20 protein-coding genes are annotated in these 21,523 nt (G+C 54.5%); 9 read left to right on the top strand and 11 right to left on the bottom strand.

Going from position 1 to position 21,523, the window contains the following annotated elements:
* Positions 1–45: 45 nt before the first annotated feature.
* The gene (locus tag A6U95_RS27325; RefSeq protein WP_065686772.1) at positions 46–1,050 is read right to left on the bottom strand and encodes a LacI family DNA-binding transcriptional regulator; all 1,005 of its coding nucleotides are present in this window, start codon (positions 1,048–1,050) and stop codon (positions 46–48) included.
* Positions 1,051–1,186: 136 nt separating this feature from the next.
* Positions 1,187–1,777: a Yip1 family protein gene (locus A6U95_RS27320; RefSeq protein ID WP_065686771.1), complete on the bottom strand. Its 591-nt coding sequence runs from the start codon at positions 1,775–1,777 to the stop codon at positions 1,187–1,189.
* A 207-nt stretch (positions 1,778–1,984) separates the two neighbouring features.
* Here A6U95_RS27320 and A6U95_RS27315 point away from each other — a divergent pair, with 207 nt between their 5' ends.
* The 6 genes from A6U95_RS27315 to A6U95_RS27290 all read left to right on the top strand — a co-directional run bounded on the left by A6U95_RS27315 (position 1,985) and on the right by A6U95_RS27290 (position 6,934).
* Positions 1,985–2,452 (top strand): acyltransferase, encoded by a 468-nt coding sequence (locus A6U95_RS27315; RefSeq protein ID WP_024527419.1) that lies wholly within the window; start codon positions 1,985–1,987, stop codon positions 2,450–2,452.
* A complete protein-coding gene (locus A6U95_RS27310; RefSeq protein ID WP_065686770.1) occupies positions 2,453–2,995 on the top strand; it encodes a GNAT family N-acetyltransferase in 543 nt (180 codons plus the stop codon).
* 79 nt (positions 2,996–3,074) lie between these two features.
* Entirely contained in the window at positions 3,075–3,908 is an 834-nt protein-coding gene (locus A6U95_RS27305; protein WP_065686769.1) for a DUF1460 domain-containing protein, read from the top strand.
* Between the two features lie 118 nt (positions 3,909–4,026).
* Positions 4,027–4,839: a MetQ/NlpA family lipoprotein gene (locus A6U95_RS27300; RefSeq protein WP_065686768.1), complete on the top strand. Its 813-nt coding sequence runs from the start codon at positions 4,027–4,029 to the stop codon at positions 4,837–4,839.
* Between the two features lie 132 nt (positions 4,840–4,971).
* On the top strand, positions 4,972–5,997 hold the full coding sequence (locus A6U95_RS27295; RefSeq protein ID WP_065686767.1) for a MerR family transcriptional regulator: 1,026 nt from the start codon (positions 4,972–4,974) through the stop codon (positions 5,995–5,997).
* A gap of 388 nt (positions 5,998–6,385) precedes the next feature.
* Positions 6,386–6,934 (top strand): GNAT family N-acetyltransferase, encoded by a 549-nt coding sequence (locus A6U95_RS27290; RefSeq protein ID WP_024527414.1) that lies wholly within the window; start codon positions 6,386–6,388, stop codon positions 6,932–6,934.
* A 276-nt stretch (positions 6,935–7,210) separates the two neighbouring features.
* On the opposite strand, the gene A6U95_RS27285 is transcribed toward A6U95_RS27290, so the two are convergent.
* The 6 genes from A6U95_RS27285 to A6U95_RS27260 all read right to left on the bottom strand — a co-directional run bounded on the left by A6U95_RS27285 (position 7,211) and on the right by A6U95_RS27260 (position 13,462).
* Positions 7,211–8,131 carry a DUF808 domain-containing protein gene (locus A6U95_RS27285; RefSeq protein WP_065686766.1) on the bottom strand — a complete coding sequence of 307 codons (921 nt, stop codon included), beginning with the start codon at positions 8,129–8,131 and terminating at the stop codon, positions 7,211–7,213.
* Positions 8,132–8,307: 176 nt separating this feature from the next.
* Positions 8,308–9,237 carry a D-alanyl-D-alanine endopeptidase gene (gene pbpG / locus A6U95_RS27280; RefSeq protein WP_065686765.1) on the bottom strand — a complete coding sequence of 310 codons (930 nt, stop codon included), beginning with the start codon at positions 9,235–9,237 and terminating at the stop codon, positions 8,308–8,310.
* Positions 9,238–9,393: 156 nt separating this feature from the next.
* Positions 9,394–10,497, bottom strand: coding sequence for an adenosylhomocysteinase (locus A6U95_RS27275; protein WP_065686764.1), 1,104 nt, complete (start codon positions 10,495–10,497; stop codon positions 9,394–9,396).
* 229 nt (positions 10,498–10,726) lie between these two features.
* The gene (locus A6U95_RS27270; protein WP_024527409.1) at positions 10,727–11,410 is read right to left on the bottom strand and encodes an outer membrane beta-barrel protein; all 684 of its coding nucleotides are present in this window, start codon (positions 11,408–11,410) and stop codon (positions 10,727–10,729) included.
* Positions 11,411–11,519: 109 nt separating this feature from the next.
* Positions 11,520–12,143, bottom strand: coding sequence for a response regulator (locus A6U95_RS27265; RefSeq protein ID WP_065686763.1), 624 nt, complete (start codon positions 12,141–12,143; stop codon positions 11,520–11,522).
* Positions 12,143–13,462, bottom strand: a complete 1,320-nt coding sequence (locus A6U95_RS27260; protein WP_065686762.1) for a HAMP domain-containing sensor histidine kinase — start codon at positions 13,460–13,462, stop codon at positions 12,143–12,145. Before A6U95_RS27260 ends, A6U95_RS27265 begins: the two co-directional genes overlap by 1 nt.
* A gap of 155 nt (positions 13,463–13,617) precedes the next feature.
* Here A6U95_RS27260 and A6U95_RS27255 point away from each other — a divergent pair, with 155 nt between their 5' ends.
* Positions 13,618–14,181 carry a DedA family protein gene (locus A6U95_RS27255; RefSeq protein ID WP_021805212.1) on the top strand — a complete coding sequence of 188 codons (564 nt, stop codon included), beginning with the start codon at positions 13,618–13,620 and terminating at the stop codon, positions 14,179–14,181.
* 2 nt (positions 14,182–14,183) lie between these two features.
* Here A6U95_RS27255 and A6U95_RS27250 read toward each other — a convergent pair whose 3' ends face one another.
* Both A6U95_RS27250 and A6U95_RS27245 read right to left on the bottom strand, forming a co-directional pair.
* Positions 14,184–14,810, bottom strand: coding sequence for a LysE family transporter (locus A6U95_RS27250; RefSeq protein WP_029710842.1), 627 nt, complete (start codon positions 14,808–14,810; stop codon positions 14,184–14,186).
* Positions 14,811–15,070: 260 nt separating this feature from the next.
* Positions 15,071–15,958, bottom strand: a complete 888-nt coding sequence (locus tag A6U95_RS27245) for a LysR family transcriptional regulator (protein WP_065686761.1) — start codon at positions 15,956–15,958, stop codon at positions 15,071–15,073.
* Between the two features lie 119 nt (positions 15,959–16,077).
* Here A6U95_RS27245 and A6U95_RS27240 point away from each other — a divergent pair, with 119 nt between their 5' ends.
* Both A6U95_RS27240 and ansP read left to right on the top strand, forming a co-directional pair.
* Complete coding sequence (locus tag A6U95_RS27240) at positions 16,078–16,515, top strand: PACE efflux transporter (RefSeq protein WP_065686760.1); 438 nt, start codon at positions 16,078–16,080, stop codon at positions 16,513–16,515.
* A 355-nt stretch (positions 16,516–16,870) separates the two neighbouring features.
* Complete coding sequence (gene ansP, locus A6U95_RS27235; protein ID WP_024527403.1) at positions 16,871–18,337, top strand: L-asparagine permease; 1,467 nt, start codon at positions 16,871–16,873, stop codon at positions 18,335–18,337.
* Between the two features lie 84 nt (positions 18,338–18,421).
* Here the strand turns inward: ansP and A6U95_RS27230 are convergent, their stop codons facing one another.
* A complete protein-coding gene (locus A6U95_RS27230) occupies positions 18,422–21,523 on the bottom strand; it encodes a multidrug efflux RND transporter permease subunit (RefSeq protein WP_065686759.1) in 3,102 nt (1,033 codons plus the stop codon).

Genomic DNA, 21,523 nt, shown 5'->3' with positions numbered 1-21,523 from the left:
ACGGATAACTTTGTGATGCAGCTCTCAGAACAGCCTATGGACAAGCTATCCCTGCCAGCGAGTGACCGAGTCACGCAGCACCAGTTCAGCGCTAAACATGTTATTTTGCGGCGGCAACCCTTGCTGTTGCAGGCTCAACAGCGCCAGCTTGGCCGCTCGTTTGGCCATACGCTCGATGGGATAATGCATGGTGCTTAACGCGGGATACAGATAGCGCGCCAGCACCACATCATCAAAGCCGATAATTGACAGTTGCTGCGGCAAGGGGATTTGGCGCTGGTGCAAGGCTCGCATCATACCGGCGGCCATCACGTCATTAAACGTCACTGCGGCCGTAAAGTGATGACGGCTGGAAAGTATCTGCTCTGCGGCCAATTCTCCCCCCTCTTCATCAAAGGGCACGCTGATCACCCATTCACCCGGAACGTCGATCCCCGCCTGTGCCATCGCATTGCGATAGCCCTGCAAACGCAGCTTGCGGTCATCGATGGGCAAATCGGCGGTCACACAGGCAATGCGCCGATGCCCCTGTTGCAGCAAATGTTCGGTCGAGGCCTGAGCCGCACTGACGTTATCCAACCACACGCAGCGGTTGGCAATGGCAGGAAAGTAGCGATTGATGATCACCAAACCGGGGGAGTGAGCGGCATAGCGCAGCACATCGGCATCGCTCATACGGGTGATGTGAGCGACAATCGCCTCACAGCCCTGATTGATCAGAAAATCCAACCCGGCCTTTTCGCGCTCCGCCTGGTGCCCACCGCTGCACACCATCAGCTTCGCCCCTTCTTTGCGGGTTACCTCTTCCACCCCACGCGCCAAGCGCGAGAAAAAGGGATCGGCCAGATTGCCGGTCAGCAGCCCCAGCATGTTGCCACTACGTTTGGCTAACGCCAGCGCCGCCGCATTGCGGTGGTAATTGAACTCGCGCATCGCTTTTTCGACACGCTCGCGGGTCACTGGCTCAACATAGGCGGTATTGTTAATCACCCGAGAGACCGTCGCAGCGGAAACCCCGGCTCGCTGCGCCACCTCTTTCATTGTCGCCATCAATTATTCCAGTCGGTATCATTTAATGAGTTGATAATAAGCAGGCGGGAGTAACAAATCCAGAGGGTCGAGTACAGCTTATTTAAGCAAAAGCCCCCCATACCACAAGGTATGAGGGGCAACGATCACGCTAACGTCAGAATAACCAGAAACCATACCCCCATAGCAATACAGTCAGTCCAAGTAGCAATTCAAGTAACAAGATGCCGATCGCCAAGGTTGAGCTGGAGAAGATAAATCCCTCTTTGCGATCGATATTCAGGAAGTGTGGAATGCCGAGATACAGCAGATAGCCCGAATACGCCAGGCCGATAATGCCGACAAACAGACACAGCCAGACCAACGGGTAGAGCGCCACTAATCCGCTGAGAAACATCGGGGTCGCAACATAGCCCGCAAAGACCATACACAGGTGCAGGCTTGGCCGGGATTCATAACGCCGCGCCATCCAGTGGATCACCTTGCCCATGATCGCCACGCCAGCCAGCATCAACAGATAAAACGCGACGGCGGTGTAGAAAGCGGTGAACATATCCAGGCGGATTGCCTGCCCTTCACCAGAGAGCCAGCCTAGCCGCGTGGTACCGATAAACGCGCTGACCACCGGTATCAATGCCATTAGCAGCACGTGGTGGGTATACAAGTGCGAGACGGATTCATTCTCGCTTTTGATCTGTTTGAATTCGGCGTTGGGATGCGCCAGCAGACCCCAGACATGATTGACCATGAGACACCTCCTCATTTCGCCGCCAACCGCGATCGGCGAACGGAAAACACACCACTGGCGGTTCAGACACCGCGCAAGGGTTGCGGCTATCAGGCTCTCGGCCCTGCATCAATTATAGTCTTTGGTTGAAAAAACGTACGCTGTCAACAGCCTGTGGGTTACTCTGCACTATAATCAATATGTTGCGTTACTTGATGGAGGGAGACCATGACAACCAAGATCCGCACCCGCCAAAGCGGGATTAATAACGTGCAGGCCGGACAGAACGTGATGGTGATCGAACCCAGCAACCTGTATGGCTGCCAGTTGGGGGACGATGTGTTTGTCGGCCCGTTTGTCGAGATCCAGAAGAACGTCTGCGTGGGCGCGCGCAGCAAGATCCAGTCGCATAGCTTTATCTGTGAATACGTAACCTTGGGCGAAGATTGCTTTATTGGCCACGGCGTGATGTTTGCCAACGATCTGTTCAAAGGGGGCGCCCCTAACGCCGATCCGGCAAGCTGGGGGCACACGCGGCTCGGCAACCGGGTTTCTGTAGGTTCTGGTGCCACCATACTGGCCGTGGAAATCTGCGATGACGTGGTGATTGGTGCCGGTGCGGTAGTCAGCAAAAGCATTACCCGCAAAGGCATTTATGCGGGCAACCCCGCCAGGCTGCTAAGGGAGCTGGAATAATTGCATCAGGCGATCGGCATTGAAATTATCAGCGAACTCCCCTTTGGTTACCTGGAATACGGTGATTTTTCCTTTGCCGTCGCCTGTTATGCTCAACCCTGTTTTGATAAGCCGGTCGAGCAGTGGCCAACCCAGCCAGTGGTTCCTTTCAATAAAGTCTATCCGCTGGCCCCGTTCCTCAATGACGATGGGGAGACCTTCCTCGCTCGTTACCAAGGGGAAGCCGTGGGGCATATCACCCTCAGCAAAAACTGGAACGACTATACGCTGATCGAGGAGATTGCCGTTAGCCGCCCCGCTCGCCGCCAAGGCGTAGCCACAGCGCTATTGGATGCCGCACGTCATTGGGCACGAGAGCAGGACACCGCGGGGCTGATGCTGGAAACCCAAAACAATAATCTGACTGCCTGCCGCTGCTATCAGCGCTATGGCTTTGTGCTGGGTGGCATCGATCATTTACTCTATCGTGGGCAACCGGACATTGCCGATCATGAGATCGCACTGTTCTGGTATCTGCCGTTCAATAATGAAGTGGGCTATTGATTTACCGCTTTTTGGGTGATGCTGGGTTTACCTTGCGCACGCCATACTGGCCAAACCAATGATCGCTTGGGAGAGAGGGATGCGTGGCTTGGCCCTGATAATATTGAGTACGACGCTGATGGGTTGCAGCGGTAAACAACCGGCCAAAATCCCGGTAGAATCCCTACCGCAACAGGTGAAACCTCTGACAATGGCGACAGTAATGGACGATTACACAGTAAACAAACTGCATGCAGCGCTGGCTCTGCATGCGGCGGTACCGGAAATCGATAAAGGGCGGGCCATCGAGCTGCTCTCGCAGACTTTCCTGGAAACCCCTTACCTAGCCAACCGGCTGATCGGTTCCGCTACCGCTGCGGAACAATTGGTGATCGATTTCCGTGGGGTAGATTGCTTTACCTATCTGGATTACGTGCAGGCGATGAGAACTGCCACCAGCGAAAACGACTTCGTCGAAAATGTGATTCAGACGCGCTATATCAATGGAGATGTCAGTTTCACGCAGCGCAAGCATTTCTTCACCGACTGGTCACACACCCATAAGATCCTTGCCGATGACGTCACCGCGCAGCTCAGCCCGCATGCCGTCACCGTGGTCAAACAGCTCAACCGCAAAGCGGATGGCGAGCTCTATCTGCCTGGCATCGCTGTCACCGAGCGCAACATCACCTATATCCCTAGCGAATTTATTGATGAGCAGGTGATTAGCCAATTACAGACCGGCGACTATATCGGTATCTATACCAAGCTGGCTGGGCTGGACGTTACCCATACCGGCTTCTTTATCATGACCCAAAATGGGCCGGTGCTGCGCCATGCTTCCTCACGCCCGGAAAACCACAAAGTGATGGACTCGGCGTTTGCCAACTATGTACTGAATACGCCGGGTATCGTGGTGTTACGGCCACGCTGATCGCCGTGTTATGAGCTATAAGAAATTGTGCTTAACCAGGATTTGACTTGGCTACGTCCATAGGTTTAGCTGTTGGCACAACACTGACCGATCTTATTGTTTTTACAGGGAGTCACTCATGGCAATTGTTTGGCGCTGCACCGCCTTGGCCGCAGCATTAGCAGCAACGTTGTTATTACAAGGGTGCGATCAGAAGGCCGATCAAAACCATATCAAGGTTGGCGTCATTAACGGTGCCGAGCAGGACGTGGCGGAAGTCGCCAAACGGGTGGCCAAAGAGAAATATGGCCTGGACGTTGAACTGATTGGTTTTAGCGGTTCGTTGCTACCCAATGATGCCACCGACAAAGGCGAACTGGATGCCAACGTATTCCAGCACCGCCCCTTCCTGGAACAGCAAAATAAAGATCACGGCTACAAACTGGTGGTGGTAGGCAACACCTTTGTGTTCCCAATGGCTGGCTATTCGAAAAAGATCAAATTGCTGTCAGAGTTGCAGGATGGCGCAGTAATTGCCATCCCGAACGATCCCACCAACCTGGGCCGCGCCCTGTTGCTGTTGAAAAAGGTTGGGCTGATCGAGCTTAAGCAGGGCAAAGGCTTGCTGCCAACCTCGCTGGATATCAGTGCCAACCCGCACAACTACCAGATTATGGAGCTGGAGGGTGCGCAACTGCCCCAGGTATTGGACGATCCTAAAGTCGCGGTGGCGGTGATCAGCACCACCTATATCAACCAGATAGGCCTGACGCCGACCAAGGACGGGATTTTTATCGAGGATAAAGATTCGCCGTACACCAATATCGTGGTGGCACGCGAAGATAATAAAGATGCGCAGAACGTGCAGAATTTCGTGAAAGCCTACGAGTCCGATGAAGTAGCCAAAGCGGCAGAGAAAATCTTCAACGGCGGTGCCGTCAAAGGCTGGTAACTTCCCCCGCAATCGGTTGCAGGTGCCGGTTGTTGGTGCCTGCAATGCTTCACAAAAATTCCCCCCTCCCTGCTTGACCCTCACGTAACGTCAGGCTGTAGTATCTCAGCTCACACCAGGGAGATAATCAGCATGTTACTAAAAGTCGGCGAACTTGCCCGCCGTTCGGGAATAACCGTAAGAACCTTGCATCATTATCACAGCATTGGGCTGCTGATCCCCTCTGCACGTTCTGATGCCGGATATCGCCTTTACAATCGGGAAGATATTACTCGCCTGCACCATATTCAAGCCTTGCGGCGAATGGGAGTCGCACTGGCAGAAATCGACTCGATTCTGGCGCACTCGGGGCTGGCGTTACCCGCGGTTATTGAACAGCAAATTGCCATGCTCGATCGGCAACTGACGCAGATAACCACGCTGCGCAGCCGCTTACAGCATATGCACACCCAATTGACCCAAGGCAGTGAACCCGAATTGAATGATTGGCTGATCACGTTGGAGATGATGACCATGTACGATAAATACTTTACCGCCGACGAACTGGCACAGCTGCCGTTCTATCAGGCCGACGAAGCGCGTAATCGTGAATGGCAGGAGATGGTGAGCACGGTGCAAGAACTGATGGACGGTGGGGCAAGCGCCGAAGATCCGCGTGCTCAGGCTATTGCGCGCCGCTGGATGTGCACGCTGGAGCGTGATACCGCAGGCAATCCGGCATTTCTGACCCGCCTCAACGCCATGCACGCCGATGAGCCTTCGATGCGCGAACAAACGGGGATCACACCGGCAATGACCGATTACATCACCCGTGCCTTTGCCGAAACCAAGCTGGCGATCTATCAAAAATACCTGTCTGATACCGAATATGCCTATGTCCGCACGCACTATTTTGATCGCATTCAGGAATGGCCAGCGCTGATTGCTCAATTCCAGCAAGCGATGCAGAAGGAGGTTGCGCCTGCATCGACACAGGCTAAACAGTTGGCGGCCCTTTGGCTGGAGCTATTCCAGTCCTATGCCAGTGACAATCCGGCCACCCAGATGAAGATCCGCCAGGCGATGGAGCAAGAACCGACATTGACCGAGGGCACCTGGCTCACGCCGGCGCTGTTGGACTATCTACGCCAGTGCGTCACGCAACTGATGCGGCGGTAACCCGTGTCCCCTCACCCCAACCCTCTCCCACAGGGAGAGGGAGCTGGCCAGAGTACTTGGTTAACCCGCGATATTAATAAAACATAGTAATATCAAATAACTATAGGACAACGGAACTGGTTTTTACCTTCGACGCATCTGCGTCGTTTCAGGAAGTAATGGAGAGTATCAACGGACTCGATCGGTCCCCTCTCCCTGTGGGAGAGGGTTAGGGTGAGGGGCAACACCTAACGCAATAACATACTTTTCTTCACTTAACACATTTCTCTGCATGAAAAATACCATCATTTTTTCTTATCCCCGCCAGACAAAAAGCCAATTTATCTTGTCGCCAGGCGCGGTGCATAATGCCTTGGTACTCTGATTTATCATCATAAAAGGGAGCACTATGTCACTTGCAACCCCACCGCTGGCAACGCTAAGCGTCTCCGATGCCAGCACTGAGGATATGGCGGCCATTCAACAGATTTATGCTCATCACGTGCTTTACGGGCCAGCCTCGTTCGAAGAAACGCCCCCAACGCTGGAAGAGATGCAACAGCGCCGCCATAACGTCTTGGCTGCGGGGTTACCATGGCTGGTGGCGAAGATGGAAGACCGCGTCGTGGGCTATTGCTATGCCACGCCGTATCGGCCGCGGCCTGCTTATCGCTACACCATCGAGAATTCTGTCTATGTCGCCGAAGGCCTGCAAGGGCACGGTATTGGCAAGACATTACTCGGCGCATTGATTGCTCGCTGTGAGCACGGCCCGTGGCGGCAAATGCTGGCAACGATTGGCGATGCTGCTGGCAATGCAGGCTCCCTTGCCCTGCACCGCAAGCTGGGCTTCACCAGCATCGGCACCCTAAGCGGCGTCGGGTTTAAATTTGGCGGTTGGCTGGATACCCACATTATGCAGCGGCCACTGAATGGCGGCAGCCATACGCTGCCTTAGGCCCTTTCCGGGCAAGCTGCTGATTTTCATCTATAGTTAATCTTGTCGTGGCTTAGCGATCTCAGCGTGCATTCACGCATTCACTAAACATAAACAGTCGGGAGAGACGGATGAAAATTTTTCTGTGGATTATTGCGATTATCTTTATTGTTGGCCTACTGACCATTACCGGTGTGTTCAAACTGATCTTCTAGTTCTCACCACCATTGGGCGCTTCAATGCGCCCTATGGTGGATAGAGAGTTGATTGAGAAGGGTCTGCCGTATCTTCTTTGCATCAAGCCTTAAAACGAGCCCGCACCGAACTAATCCCAGAGACCACCAGCATCACAACGCCACCGGCGATCAGGCCGAACACTGCATTCAGCAGCGTAGGGGTCAGCCCCCCCAGGATCGCACCTACGCCAGGTACCACCATAGAATAACTCGCCCAGTCGGTGAACAGATGATGCACAGGCGGTAGCCCATGGGTCAAAATCCCGCCGCCCACCATAAACATGGCCAGGGTACCCACCACCGACAGCGTTTTCATCAGATAAGGTGCCGCACTGACAATACCTCGCCCTAACGATTGCGCCAGCGCGCTACGCTTACGGGCCAGGTAGAACCCTAGATCGTCCAGCTTGACGATGCCCGCCACGATGCCGTACACCCCTACCGTCATCACAATGGCGATACCACACAGCACAATCACCTGCTGGCTAAAGGTGGCTCCGGCTACGGTCCCCAGCGTGATGGCAATAATCTCGGCGGAGAGTACAAAGTCGGTACGAATGGCGCCTTTGATTTTGCGCTGTTCATAGACTGCAACGTCCTCACTGGTATCCAGTTCCGCTTTCTCTTCTGCCTCTGCGCCCTTGCGGTGCATCAGGCTGTGGTAAACCTTTTCAAACCCTTCATAGCAGAGGTAAGCCCCACCGATCATCAGCAGCGGCGTAATCGCCCAAGGGGCAAAAGCGCTGATCAGCAATGCCAGCGGTACCAGGATCGCCTTGTTGATAAACGAGCCCTTGGCCACCTTCCACACCACGGGGATTTCACGATCGGCCTTAACACCACTGACCTGTTGGGCGTTAAGCGCCAGATCGTCTCCCAGTACCCCGGCGGTCTTTTTGGCCGCCATTTTCGTCATCAGTGAAACATCATCCAGTAACGAAGCAATGTCATCGATCAGGGTTAATAAGCTACTGCCTGCCAAAATGCACTTTCCTTATCAAAGGGTGGGATAGCCATACCGGTTTAGCATAGCGGGTTGAAAACATGAAGAGGGAAAATCTTAATGATTTTACTGTAGCTGCGGGTTTAAGTCGTGAATTTTGCAGAATGGGAAAGTGATAGCCTGCCGCGACAGGCGGCAGGCTAATAAGTCACGTTTTATTCCGTGTCGTTCTTCGCCAGGGCGGCATCTTTCTGGCGGCGATAATCGCGCGCCGCCGCTGGGATCGGCGTTACTTTGCCGGTTTCAATCCAGGTGCGCAGACGGCTGGCGTCCGCAAAATGGGTATATTTGCCAAAGGCATCCAACACCACCAGCGAAACGGATCGGTTGCCGATCACGGTACGCATCGCCAGGCAGTGTCCGGCCTGATTGGTAAAACCGGTTTTGGTCAGCTGGATATTCCATTTCTGGTTGTAGACCAGATGGTTGGTATTGCGAAACGGCAGCGTATAGTTGGGATCCTTGAAGGTCGCCATCCGTTCGGTAGTGGTGCTCAACTGGCCGATCAGCGGGTACTGCTTGGTCGCCAACATCAGCTTGGTCAGGTCACGCGCGGTAGACACGTTATGAATCGATAGTCCGGTCGGTTCAACGTAATGCGTATTGGTCATGCCTAGCGCTCTCGCCTTGGCATTCATCGCCTTGATAAAGGCGTTATAGCCCCCTGGATAATGATGCGCCAAGCTGGCCGCGGCCCGGTTTTCCGACGACATCAGCGCCAACAGCAACATATCCTTGCGGCTGATTTCGCTGTTCAAGCGCACCCGGGAGTAGACCCCTTTCATTTCTGGCGTCTGGCTGATATCAACCGACAGCATTTCGTCCAGCGGCAGGCGGGCATCCAGCGTCACCATCGCCGTCATCAGCTTGGTGATCGAGGCTATAGGGACCACTTCATCGGGGTTACGTGAATAAATCACCCGATGCGTTTGCATATCCAGCACCATGGCACTGCCAGAAGCCAGCTCAGGCTGGGTGGCCTGCGCTGCGGCGGTTTTATTGCTGGCTAATGCACTCGGCACCAGTCCAGAACCGGCTTGCAACGCGAGCAGGGTTAGAACCAAAACACGGATTTTCACATGTATTACTCTGTAACGGAGGAGAGAACCGACTGCGTTGAATTATAAGTGAGGGATATAGAATTGCACTGTGATTGTGAGTAGCTATTTGTGACAAAATCTATCGGCGCAAAATTTATGCAACCCGCGAGCGTACTGGGTTGTACGCCCGCAAGGTAAAAGTTACAGCGCTGGCTGCCAGGCAGATTGCGGCAATAGGTACAATCCGGCAGCATGCTGCTCACCGGCCCCCACGATATGCCCGATACCGGCGGCCATCACGGCCAGGGTCACATCAAAGGCATTCAGGCTGTCGCCGTAGCCTGCCGTCAGGTTGAACATAGACCCGTTGGCCAGCAGATACAGCGTTTTGCCTGCCAGTTGGTAAGCATTCACAAACGGCATTGGCTCGCTGTGCGGCAGGGCTTGCAGGAAACCGACGTCGATCTCTTCCGCCACGTGTCCAACGTTGAGGATAAACACCCCATCCTTGGCCCGCTCCAGGTGCCGTGCAGACAGCACGTTCTTGGCTCCGGTGGCCGTGGCAATCACGTCCGCCTGCTCTACGGCAGTGGCTAAATCGACTACCGCCCAACCATCGTAGCGCGCTTGCAAAGCACGAGCCGGATCGATTTCCGCCACGATAACTTGCCCGCCATAAGCCTTGGCAGAAGCGGCTACGCCCTGGCCTACCAGCCCATAGCCAATCACCACCACACATTTTTCATGCAGCGTCAGATGCGTGGTCTGGAAGAAGGTATGCCAGGCGGTCAGCCCAACCATGTGGCGGTTATGCAGCCCTTCTTTTACCGGCAGGTCATCCCAGTTAAAGATCGGGTAACGTGGCGCAATGCCCCCCAAGCGGCTGATGCCTGAACCGGTCGCTTCCAGCCCAGCCTTGATCTGCGGGCCATTGGCAGATTGATGCAGGCGAGTGGTCAGATCGGCTCCCATCTCACACAGATGAGTCGGCCCCCAGGCCAGCGCGCGGTCGAACGATTCAGACCAGTCGGCATCGCTCATATCACGCCAGGCGTGCGCTTGGGCACCGTGACGCTCCAGCCAGGCCACTACGTCATCCTGTACCGTCGTCGGGTTACAGGTGGTGAGATAAATGGCCGCGCCCTTATCCAGCAGCCCAGCTACCAACGGGGCCATTTTCAGATCCAGGTGCATGTTGCACGCCAGGCGCACGCCGTGCAGATCCGGTAACGCCGCTACTGCCGCGCGGGTACGTGGCATATGGCGCATGGCCCACTTCAACTCACTGTCAAAATCCTGATACATCGGTTACTCCTCTACTACGCCACGCCGCCAGGGCATGGCAGAATGATCAATCTGCATCGCATGGCGGCTATTATCACTTATCTCACAGCAAAAAACCGAGGTGACTATCATGGCAGCAGCATGAGTGATGGTTTTTCCGATCGATCAGGGGGGGAGGAACCTCCGAACGGATTGTTCAGCAGGGTTAGGCCGCGATGACGCAACTCACGGCCCGGTATCAATGATAAGGCTAGAACAGGTAACGCACGCCTAAAGCAAACTCACTGGAAACCAAGCGTGCTTTCATTTGCTCATCTTTCAACCCACGGGCATTGGTGAAGTTATTGTAGCCACTTTCAATCTTGCCCATATCCACGTAACGGTAGCCCAAATCTAGATTGAGCCGTTCCATCGCCGCATAGCTGATCCCTGCGCCGATGGAGTAAGCCAGATTATTTTGCGTGCTTGCCGCGTATTGGCGCGAGGTATTACCCTGCCAGCCGTCGGATTTCACTTTGGCGATACCCAGGCCGACCGTGCCATAAAGCGAGAAGTCATACCCTAGCGCGTAGTCACGATAGGCATTGAGCATCAGGCGCTCAGCGTCCACTTTATGGTGATTGTAGCTACTGGCAAAGGTGGTGGAGCCGCTGGTGTATTCGCTTTTCTTTTTGAACACATACTCCGCCTCGCTGCGCCAGCCATTGCCAAATTGATAGCCTGCAGCGATAGCCCCGTTATAGAAATTATGTTTTTCGTCACCGCTGACAAAATCACCCACGCCTGGACGGCTGCTGGTATCCATATCTTCTGCTGATTGTCTGGCGTGCAATAGTTTTATTGCCCCGTAGTATCCCTCTAAATAATCATCGGCTAAAACATTACCGGAAACAACGGAGAGGGAAACCAGCAGTACCAGAGGTTTAATATTCATGCGATCCTCGCTTGAAAGGTTATTTATGATGAACAATGAAGGTTCAGCTAAAATAACCAGCGCGCAGCGGTGTCGCAATTCGGTTGAATACCTAAGGCTCTAGGTATTTTTACTTAACTCTTGCTGGAGAAAACAGCTCACCATAGACTTTCATTAACTTCACCGACGAATTGATCGCCAATTTGGCAAATAAATTGGCACGATGGGCCTCTACCGTGCGCGGTGAAAGCTCCAACTCCTGAGCAATTTCCTTGCTGGATTTTCCTTGCATAATCAACCCAGTGACCTCCAGCTCCCGTGCTGACAGCGCATTGAGCCTCTCTTGTAGTTCGGCTGTTGCTTGCCTCTGTTGTTGCAACATTCGCTGATGTTCCAATGCCCCAGCGACAGTTTCGATCAACAGATCGGCATCAATGGGCTTGGTCAAGAATTCAAAAGCCCCGTTTTTGAAGGCCCGCCGGCATAAATCAATATTCCCGTGGCCGGTCATGATGATAACGGGGATCTCCAGGCCCTGTTGTTGCCACTCTTCCAGTAGCGTGATGCCGCTTTTGCCCGGCATGCGGATATCCAGCAGCAAACAACCGCACAGCGCCTGCGGTTCTCCCATCCGCTGTTGAAAATCCAGACCATTTTCATAAACCAGCGTTTGCCAGCCCATGGTTGCCAATAGTGAAGTTAGCGAACTACGGATGGCCCGATCGTCATCAATCAGATAAATAAACTGTTCCATCACTCCTCCTGAGTGTTTAACGGAAACCACAGGGTAAAACGCGCTCCCTGACCGGCCATATTTTCCACCGTAATAGTGCCGTTCAGGCGCTGAACCAGAGTTTCTGTCAGCGCCATGCCCAGCCCCAATCCCTCCTGGCGAGTCGTGAAGAAGGGAATAAAGACCTGTTGTAATGCTGGTTCAGAAAGCCCTGGCCCACCATCGGTAATCATCAGCTGGATCCCTTGATCCGAGTATTCAGCATCGATTGCCACCCAACCTGGCTTCGGCTGATTGGGCTGTTGTGCCTGAATGGCGTTGGTCACTATGTTATGGAAGATTTGTTCAACCCAGAGAGGATCGGCTTGCAGAGGGGGTAACGCATCGGGCATCCGGTTAACGATCCTGACCTTGCCCTTGTTGATCTCATCTTCCAGCAGCATAGTGACGCGCAACCAGACCTTATGCAGATCGACCTCTTGCAATATCACCTGCTCATGCGCCAATTTTTGCCGAAATTGCAGCAGCAACGTACTGATGCGTTTGATTTGTATCACAGCCGCATCAAGCAGCGGCATAGCTTTATCCTGCTGCTGTTGGTCTAACAGGCGCAGGGCGGCCTGGTTATAACTTAACACCGCAGTCAGCGGTTGGTTGAGTTCGTGAACCATGCTGGCCGTGATTTCCCCCATGGCGTTAAGCCGCGTCAATTGCGAGAAGTGTTCACGCAAAACGGCAATATTGCGTTGGCGTTTTTGAATACGGTATTGGGCGATAAAATAGACGACACCAGCCCAGAAAACCGGCAGCAGCAATAACAGCAACCAAGGCATACGTGCCCAATCAGGGTCGTTTCGAGCGGATAATTCAAAGGGCTGTAAGGTGTTGTTGATCCCCTTGTCCCATTGCCAATACGCCGGTTCAGCATGATCCCCCTGCTCAAATAAAGGCTTATTTTGCCAACTCAGGCCGATCTGCCGGAAATCATGACGCTGGGGAATGTCCGCAAATAACAGCGCAGGATCGATCAACAGCGCAAAATGTTGGTGTGCCAGCCAGTAAGTTCCCTCTCCCGTTGGCGTTAAAGTCGGGATTGGCTGTGCCTGTGGCATACGTTTCCATGCCACAATCTGCGGGAATTTTTGCTGGACGATGGCGGGATCGCTGGACACCGACAGTAAGGAAAGCACCGTCTCAAGCTGGGATAATTTAACCGTCACCTCACGATATAAAATACGATAGGTAACTGATTGCTCTTCATATTGCTGTTGCAAAGCATAAATTATCACCCCGCTCCCTGAAAACAGAGATAGCACCAACCAGAGAGCCACCTTGAGCATAATATCTCCATGTCATTGGCAGACGAGTTTATTAATAGCGGATTAAACACTATGCGAATGCAAGAATCTATAATTAACAGCGGGCCGTTTCAATTCACCTCCCGCTGCGGAAACAGGGTGTTATAATCCTATTTCATCGCAATGAAGGAACAACAATGACGGATTTGGCCCACTACATTACCCAATATGGCTACTGGGCGCTGCTGATTGGCTGCCTGCTCGAAGGGGAAACCATCACCCTGCTGGGAGGAATTGCGGCACACAACGGATTGCTGCGCCTGCCGCTGGTGATTGCGGTGGTCGCCATTGGCGGCGCCTTGGGCGATCAGGTGCTCTATTTTGCCGGGCGGCATTTTGGTGGGCGAGTGCTTGCCCGTATCGAGAGCCAACAAGCCCGCATTGAACGCGCCCAAAAGCTGATTGCCAGCCACCCGATTTTATTTGTGATTGGCGTACGTTTTATGTACGGATTCCGGCTTATCGGCCCGGTGTTGATCGGTGCCAGTAAGCTGCCCCCCTCGCGCTTTATCCCGCTGAATATTCTAGGGGCTATCCTGTGGGCCACGCTATTTGTGCTGCTCGGCTATTTTGGTGGACAGGCCATCAGCAGTTTTGTCAGCGGTAGTGACAAAAAGCTGTATAGCCTGCTGTTCTGCGTGGTGGTGATCGCCGCTATTCTGCTGCTTCGCTACTGGTGGCGGCGGCGTCACGCACAATAAGACTATTTGTTGAGCATCAGCTTCAGGCCCAGTAAGGCCAGCACGCTGCCGCCCAGACGATCGAACCAGGCTTTGAAACGCAGGTAGACGCGGCGCGGGCGCGGTGATGACAGCACAAACGCCACAAAGGCATACCACAACAGATCGACGGCCAGAGCAATCAGCGGCAACACGATATACAGCACCATGGGGATCTTATGGCTAAGCAACGCCGCAAACACGCTGCCGAATACGATAGCGGTGTTCGGGTTACCCAACTGGGTTAGCAGGCCGGTGGTGAACGCCCGGCGAAAGCCTAGCTGCTGGCCGCCAACCGCTTCGATCATCAACGGCTGATTAGCTCCGCGCAGCATTTTGAACGCCAGATAGATCAGATAGGCACCCCCCAGCATTTTCAGCGTGGTATACAGCCAAGGCAGCGCAAGCAGCAGCGATTGCAGCCCCAACAAGGCAATGAGCGCGAAGATAAAACAGCCGATCCCCATCCCCAATGCTACCGCCATCCCATCGCGCCGTGACGAAGCCACCGCCGTTCGCGCTACCAGAATAAAGCTTTGCCCTGGGCTCATCGCGCCTAGCGTAATAGCCCCGGTAATGCTGAGTACCGATAATAGCGTTTCGTTGATCATGCTCTTTTCCCTTGCCTGGTTGCGTTAATCAAATTAACGCGCTGGCCAAAATAAAAGCAATAGAAACGTAAGGATACGTGAGTAAAACTTCGGCGGGTGCGCAACAATGGCCCCTCACCCCGACCCTCTCCCACAGGGAGAGGGAGCTAGTTCGGTGTTGCCGTCAGGTATAGAAGCTGGTTTGTGGTATGGCTTATGTTGAGGATGAATACCGTTGTTAATTTGTGGCTCGATCGGTCCCCTCTCCCTGTGGGAGAGGGTTAGGGTGAGGGGCCAGTCATCAACGCCACCAACTCCCTGGCCGCCTTCTGTTGCGGCTGGTGCTTCAGCCAAATCAGGTGCACCGGCAGGCGCAGTTCGTTTTTGGTATTTTTAAATTTCAGGCGGATCAACCGGCCCTGTTCCAGCAATGGCGCAGTTAACGACAGCGGAAAGTTGCCCCACCCCAGCCCGGCTTCCACCATGCTTAGCGCCATCGGCAAACTGTCAGTACGCCAGAAGGATTCCGCTACCTGTGGGCGTTTATCGGCCATAGGCAAATCCCGGCTGGCCACCATGATCTGCCGCACATTGACCAGTTCCTCCAGAAACAACTCGGCACCGCCAGCACCCAGGGCTGAATGCTGCGCCGCAATGGTTGCCACCAACGACTCGCTACCCACATAGTGAAAATGTTCCTGGCTGTTAACGTCCAGCCCGCCGAATGCCAGGCACAGGCTGACCCGCTGTTGATGAAGCATATGCAAAACATCATCCTGCGGGGCGGTCAATACCTCGATATCCAACAACGGGTAGCGTTCCGCCAGCGCTTTCACCGCCGCCAATAGACCGCTGCTGTTGATATCAGATGCCACACCGATCGACAGCCTGCTTTCCAGCCCCTGAGAAAGCTCAATGGCGTGGTTCTGCAGCTGCTTGAGCTGTTCGGCGATCAAGCGCGCGTGGGGAGCCAATGCCAATGCCAGCGCGGTGGGTACCGGTTCGCGATGCGAGCGGTCAAACAACTGAAAGCCCAGCTCTGCTTCCATATTGGCGATCCCCATGCTGACCGCCGAAGGCACGCGTCGCAATGCTCTGGCTGCCGCCGAGAATGAGCCGCGATCCAACACGGCCAAAAACAGTTCGATATTGTCACTGGAAAAATTCATCGCCTCATCTATCAGTAAAACTGACAGCTCCTGACTTTTTCTATCAATAGCATTGACGTTATCTTACGCATCGGGTTGCCGGACGTCATCAGGCACGAAAAATAAAGCAGGAGAAAAGCATGCAAGGCGTGAAACGCAAACTGGTCTATGTGACCGCTTATGAAGTTATCGGTATGGTCATTTCGGCCCTTGGTTTGGCACTACTGTCCGGCTCAGCCCCCAGCAGCACCGGGCCTTTGGCGGTGATCATCACCACCATTGCCGTAAGTTGGAACCTGATTTACAACTACTTGTACGAATTCTGGGAAAGCCGCCAGGCTTCACGCACCCGCACGCTAAAACGCCGCATTCTGCACGCAGTGGGCTTCCAACTGACGCTGGTGGTTTATCTGATCCCGTTGATCGCCTGGTGGATGGAGATTTCCCTGGTACAGGCCTTGCTGCTGGATATGGCGCTGATCGTGATTATTCCCTGCTATACCTTTGTGTTTAACTGGGCCTTCGACAAAATATTCGGGCTGCCGACCTCCGCCCTGCCTGCCGCCGAATCGGCCTGAGTGAAACCCTCTCCTTCTACCTGGATAAAATATTCGTTGGGCAGGGGGAGATCATATTGTTCTGATTACTACCAAGCCGTTCATCAGATAGAAACTCCTTATAATTCAAAATTTAATCATCCCCTTTCTTCCCCCATCCAACTATGTCAAGCCTATCCAACTGAATGATGTCGTTTCATCTGAGCAAAAAGCAGACTGGGTAAATCGCCAATGGAACCGCAGTTTTTTTGCCTCGATTACACAGAACGGGTAGCATGCTTCGCCGTTATTTAACGACGTTGGTATCAACCATAAACTGCGGAATGTTGCCATGACCTCATTCCCATGATGCAAACAGACAGGAACAGGACGAATAATGCACTCAGACAAAACGACTGCACATGACAAGCAGGCGGCGAGAAAACGTTGGTTGGACTCACATGAGTCCGGTTACCACAAAAGCATGGGTAAACGGCAGATACAGATGATCGCCATTGGTGGCTCAATCGGCACTGGCCTATTCCTTGGCACCGGCGCACGTCTTCAGATGGCTGGTCCGGCACTGGCGCTGGTGTATCTGGTCTGTGGCGTGTTTTCTTTTTTCATCCTACGCGCCTTGGGCGAGCTGGTATTACACCGCCCATCCAGCGGCAGTTTCGTTTCCTATGCGCGCGAATTTCTCGGTGAAAAGGCCTCCTACGTTGCAGGATGGATGTACTTTCTTAATTGGGCGATGACCGGCATAGTCGATATCACCGCCGTAGCGCTGTATATGCATTATTGGGGTACCTTCGCCGAGGTTCCCCAGTGGCTGTTTGCCCTGGGTGCGCTTGGGATTGTGGCTACCATGAATATGATCGGCGTGAAATGGTTCGCCGAAATGGAGTTCTGGTTTGCGCTGATCAAGGTCGCCGCCATCTCTCTGTTCCTGGTCGTGGGGGTCATCTTCCTTGGCGTCGGCACACCGGTAGCGGGTAATACAACCGGTATCCACCTGATCACCGATAACGGCGGCATGTTCCCACACGGTCTGTTGCCTGCTTTGGTATTGGTACAAGGGGTGATCTTCGCCTTTGCCGGTATCGAGCTGATAGGCACCGCCGCTGGCGAGTGTAAAGATCCGGAAAAAATGATGCCAAAAGCGATCAACAGCGTGATCTGGCGTATCGGTTTGTTCTATGTCGGCTCGGTGGTACTGCTGGTTCTGCTGTTACCCTGGAACGCCTATCAGGCTGGGCAAAGCCCGTTTGTCACCTTCTTTTCCAAGCTTGGCGTCCCCTACATCGGTACCATCATGAATATCGTGGTGCTGACCGCCGCCCTTTCCAGCCTCAATTCTGGTCTGTACTCAACAGGCCGTATCCTGCGCTCACTTTCCATGGGGGGTTCAGCACCGAAGCTGATGGCTAAAATGAGCAGCCAGCAGGTACCTTATGCCGGTATTCTGGTGACCTGCGGTATCTATGTGATTGGCGTGGTGCTGAATTATCTGGTGCCATCGCAGGTGTTCGAGATCGTGCTGAACATCGCTTCACTGGGCATCATCTGCTCTTGGGCATTTATTATCGTTTGTCAGATGCAACTGCGTAAGGCGATCAAGGCGGGGAAAGCCAAACCGGTGGCGTTTAAAATGCCAGGAGCACCGGTCACCTCGTGGCTGACGCTGTTGTTCCTGTTAGCGGTGGTGATCATGATGGCCTTTGATTACCCGAACGGCACCTGGACTATTGCCACCATCCCAGTGCTGGCCGTGCTACTGCTACTTGGCTGGTTTGGCCTGCGCAAGCGTGCCGCACAGGTGAAGCTGGAACAACAGGCTCACGAGCAACAGATCGGCCAATAAGGGTTAACTTATCGGGTTTACCCAGCACTTTCGCTGGGTAAACCTGACGACGACACGTAACAGATCTACCAGTAGCGTCGTTATTTAGGCAAAGCGTGATTTCATCCATTCGCGCAGCCGTTGAATATGCAGGTACAGCGCAGGAATAAAGAAGATCCCGACAAGCGTTGCCAGTAACATCCCGCCAAACACGGTAATACCGATGATTTGGCGGCTCATCGCCCCGGCTCCGGTGGCAAACACCAGCGGCATCACCCCGAGAATAAACGAAATAGCCGTCATCATCACCGCCCGGAAACGTTGCCGGGCACCCTCTTGCGCGGCGTCACGAATGCTGGCTCCCTCTTCACGCCGCGCCTTGGAGAATTCAACGATCAGAATGGCATTCTTGGCCGCCAGGCCGATCAGCAGGACCAGTCCGATTTGGGCGTAAACGTCGTTGGCGAACCCCATCATACGCAACCCCGCGACCGCCCCCGCCACCGCGAATATCACCGACAGCATCACCACCAGCGGGACGCTCCAGCTTTCATACTGAGCCACCAGGAACAGATAGGCGAACACCAGCGCCGCCAGATAGATCAGCAAGGCTTGGTCACCGGTTTGTTGTTCCTGCCAGGACAGGCCGCTCCAACTGTAGCCGTACCCCTTTGGCAACTGCTCGGCCAATAAAGACTCCATGGTTTTCATCGCCTGCCCAGAGCTAACCCCCTCGGCAGCAGAACCGTTCACTGATACTGCCGGAAATTGGTTGAACTGGCTGATAAAAGGCGCGCCGATAGAAGGCGTGAGCCGCACCAGATTGGCCAGGCTCACCAGAGCACCGGTGTCGCTGCGCACGTTAAGGCGATTAATTTGTTCGGTACGTTGCCGGAAATCCATATCGTTTTGTAACTGCACCCGGAACATGCGGTTATTAACCGAAAAATCCCCCACGTTCAGACCGCCAAGCGAAACTTGCAGCGTATTGAAGATCCGGCTGACCGGCACCTGCAACAGCGCGGCCCGTTCACGATCGACCGCCAGGTCGATATCCGGCACCACGGCACTGAAAGTAGTAAATACCCGGCTCAGCTCTGGCCGCTGGTTAGCCGCGAAAATAATCCCCTGGGCCACCTGAGCCATCTGCTGCGGCGTTTGCCCCTCCAGCGCCAGCAGGCGTAAATCAAAACCGGCGGCGTTGCCTAGCCCGGCGATGGCCGGTGGATTAACCACCATGATCATCGCCGAGGGGATCGCCGCCAGCCTGCCCTGAAGATCGGCTAACACCCGGTCAACATGCTCGCGTTGGCCCCAGGGTTTGAGCATCACGATGGCGAACCCCGCATTGGGTGAATTCCCCCCGCTCAGCAGGCTGAAGCCGGTAATTTTGATCACATCTTCCACCGCCGGGTTTTGTATCACCTGCTGATGCATCTGATCCATCACCGCCTGGGTACGTTCAAGGGAAGCCCCATCCGGCAGTTGTACGTTGACGAAGAAGTAGCCCTGATCCTCCTCCGGCAGGAAAGAGGTTGGCAGACGGCTGTAGCCATACCAGGTGGCCAAGCCAACGACGAATAGCGCAATCACCGTGGTTAGTGCCCGCTTGCTAGCCAATGCGGCCAAGCGAACATAGCCATCGCGCATCCGGTCCATACCCCGGTTGAAACCACCAAAAAAACCGGTTTGCGCCAGCTCACGCCGCCGGATCAGCGTGGCACAAAGCGCCGGGGACAGCGTCAGCGCGTTGATGCTCGACAGGATCACCGCCGCCGATAGGGTCACGGCAAACTGACGATACAGCTCACCGGTAATGCCCGGCAGCACCGCAATCGGCACAAACACCGCCATCAGCACTAACGTCGTGGCGACGATCGGCCCGGCAATCTGGCTAATCGCCTTGCGGATCGCTTCTGGCGGGCTAAGAGAGGGATCTTGAGCCAGCAGACGCTCTACGTTTTCCACCACCACGATGGCGTCGTCCACCACAATGGTCAGCGCCAGGATAATGGCGAACAGGCTCAAGGTGTTGGCGGAGTAGCCGAAAGCGTACAGCACGGCAAAGGTACCGAGCAGCGATACTGGAATGGTCAGCGCCACGATAAAGGTGGCCCGCAGGCTCTGTAAGAACAGATAAACCACCAGCAACACCACCGCCAAGGTTAACGCCAGCGAGAGGGCAATTTCATGCAGCGTTGCCGTTACCGGGCGGGTGGAGTCATATTTGATGTCATAGCTCATATCGCTAGGGAAGGATTGCGACAGGCGTGCCATCTCCTGGCGTACCGCATTGGCAACATTCAGCGCGTTAGCTCCCGGCGTGGGGTAAACCACCAAAAATGCCGATTCCTGTTGGTTCATCGAAGCATTGACCTGGTAGTTTTGCGCTCCCAACTCGACCCGCGCCACGTCGCCCACCCGCACCGTGCCCCCATTGGCACCGCTACGGATAATCACTCTGGCGAACTCCTGCGGATCGGTTAAACGCCCCTGCCCGCTGATGGTCAAGGTTTGCTGCTGCCGGGAGGGCGAAGGCGCGGAACCGATCTGGCCTGCTGCGGCCTGCACGTTCTGCTGCTGCAACGCCTGCACGATGTCCTGCACGCTGATATTGAGCGACTCCATACGCTGCGGATCGAGCCAGACACGCATGCTGTAATCGCGGGCACCAAACACCTGCACATCCCCCACACCGCTGATGCGGGCCAAGGCATCACGCAGTTGGATACTGGTGTAATTGCTCAGAAACAGCGTGTCACGGCTGCCCTTGGGAGAGAACACGCTTACGCCCAACAGCAGATTCGAGGCCCGCTTGCGCACCGAAACCCCGTTGTTATTCACCTCCGCCGGTAGCTGCGCGCTAACCTGTGAAATACGGTTTTGCACCTCCACGGCGGCCATATCCGGATCGGTGCCGCTGGCAAAGGTAATGCTCAGTTGATAACCGCCGTTGTTGGCGCTGGTCGATTCCATGTACAGCATGTTGCTGACGCCGTTGACCTGAGCCTCGATGGGCGATGCCACCGCCTGAGCCACGTCGCGGGCGCTGGCTCCAGGGTAGAGCGCGCTGACGGAAACGACCGGTGGTGTTATATCGGGGTACTGTTCCACCGGGATCACCTTGAGGGAAACGATCCCCACCAGAGTGATCACCAGAGCAATCACGATGGCGAATTTTGGCCGCCGGATAAAGAAATGCAGCAT

Origin of the sequence: Serratia sp. 14-2641 (assembly GCF_001692375.1) — a bacterium.
Classification (GTDB): domain Bacteria; phylum Pseudomonadota; class Gammaproteobacteria; order Enterobacterales; family Enterobacteriaceae; genus Chania; species Chania fonticola_C.
The sequence above is the reverse complement of the archived record's forward strand: the minus strand, read 5'-3'. Positions and strand labels throughout refer to the sequence as shown.

What these genes read in the sequence shown, in the direction of transcription:
- A6U95_RS27315 (WP_024527419.1), top strand. Translation starts at nt 1,985, where the DNA reads ATGACAACCAAGATCCGCACCCGCCAAAGCGGGATTAATAACGTGCAG.
- A6U95_RS27295 (WP_065686767.1), top strand. Translation starts at nt 4,972, where the DNA reads ATGTTACTAAAAGTCGGCGAACTTGCCCGCCGTTCGGGAATAACCGTA.
- ansP (WP_024527403.1), top strand. Translation starts at nt 16,871, where the DNA reads ATGCACTCAGACAAAACGACTGCACATGACAAGCAGGCGGCGAGAAAA.
- A6U95_RS27300 (WP_065686768.1), top strand. Translation starts at nt 4,027, where the DNA reads ATGGCAATTGTTTGGCGCTGCACCGCCTTGGCCGCAGCATTAGCAGCA.
- A6U95_RS27255 (WP_021805212.1), top strand. Translation starts at nt 13,618, where the DNA reads ATGACGGATTTGGCCCACTACATTACCCAATATGGCTACTGGGCGCTG.
- A6U95_RS27275 (WP_065686764.1), bottom strand. Translation starts at nt 10,497, where the DNA reads ATGTATCAGGATTTTGACAGTGAGTTGAAGTGGGCCATGCGCCATATG.
- A6U95_RS27305 (WP_065686769.1), top strand. Translation starts at nt 3,075, where the DNA reads ATGCGTGGCTTGGCCCTGATAATATTGAGTACGACGCTGATGGGTTGC.
- A6U95_RS27320 (WP_065686771.1), bottom strand. Translation starts at nt 1,777, where the DNA reads ATGGTCAATCATGTCTGGGGTCTGCTGGCGCATCCCAACGCCGAATTC.
- A6U95_RS27230 (WP_065686759.1), bottom strand. Translation starts at nt 21,523, where the DNA reads ATGCTGCATTTCTTTATCCGGCGGCCAAAATTCGCCATCGTGATTGCT.
- A6U95_RS27245 (WP_065686761.1), bottom strand. Translation starts at nt 15,958, where the DNA reads ATGAATTTTTCCAGTGACAATATCGAACTGTTTTTGGCCGTGTTGGAT.
- A6U95_RS27260 (WP_065686762.1), bottom strand. Translation starts at nt 13,462, where the DNA reads ATGCTCAAGGTGGCTCTCTGGTTGGTGCTATCTCTGTTTTCAGGGAGC.
- A6U95_RS27290 (WP_024527414.1), top strand. Translation starts at nt 6,386, where the DNA reads ATGTCACTTGCAACCCCACCGCTGGCAACGCTAAGCGTCTCCGATGCC.
- A6U95_RS27250 (WP_029710842.1), bottom strand. Translation starts at nt 14,810, where the DNA reads ATGATCAACGAAACGCTATTATCGGTACTCAGCATTACCGGGGCTATT.
- A6U95_RS27270 (WP_024527409.1), bottom strand. Translation starts at nt 11,410, where the DNA reads ATGAATATTAAACCTCTGGTACTGCTGGTTTCCCTCTCCGTTGTTTCC.
- A6U95_RS27265 (WP_065686763.1), bottom strand. Translation starts at nt 12,143, where the DNA reads ATGGAACAGTTTATTTATCTGATTGATGACGATCGGGCCATCCGTAGT.
- A6U95_RS27240 (WP_065686760.1), top strand. Translation starts at nt 16,078, where the DNA reads ATGCAAGGCGTGAAACGCAAACTGGTCTATGTGACCGCTTATGAAGTT.
- A6U95_RS27325 (WP_065686772.1), bottom strand. Translation starts at nt 1,050, where the DNA reads ATGGCGACAATGAAAGAGGTGGCGCAGCGAGCCGGGGTTTCCGCTGCG.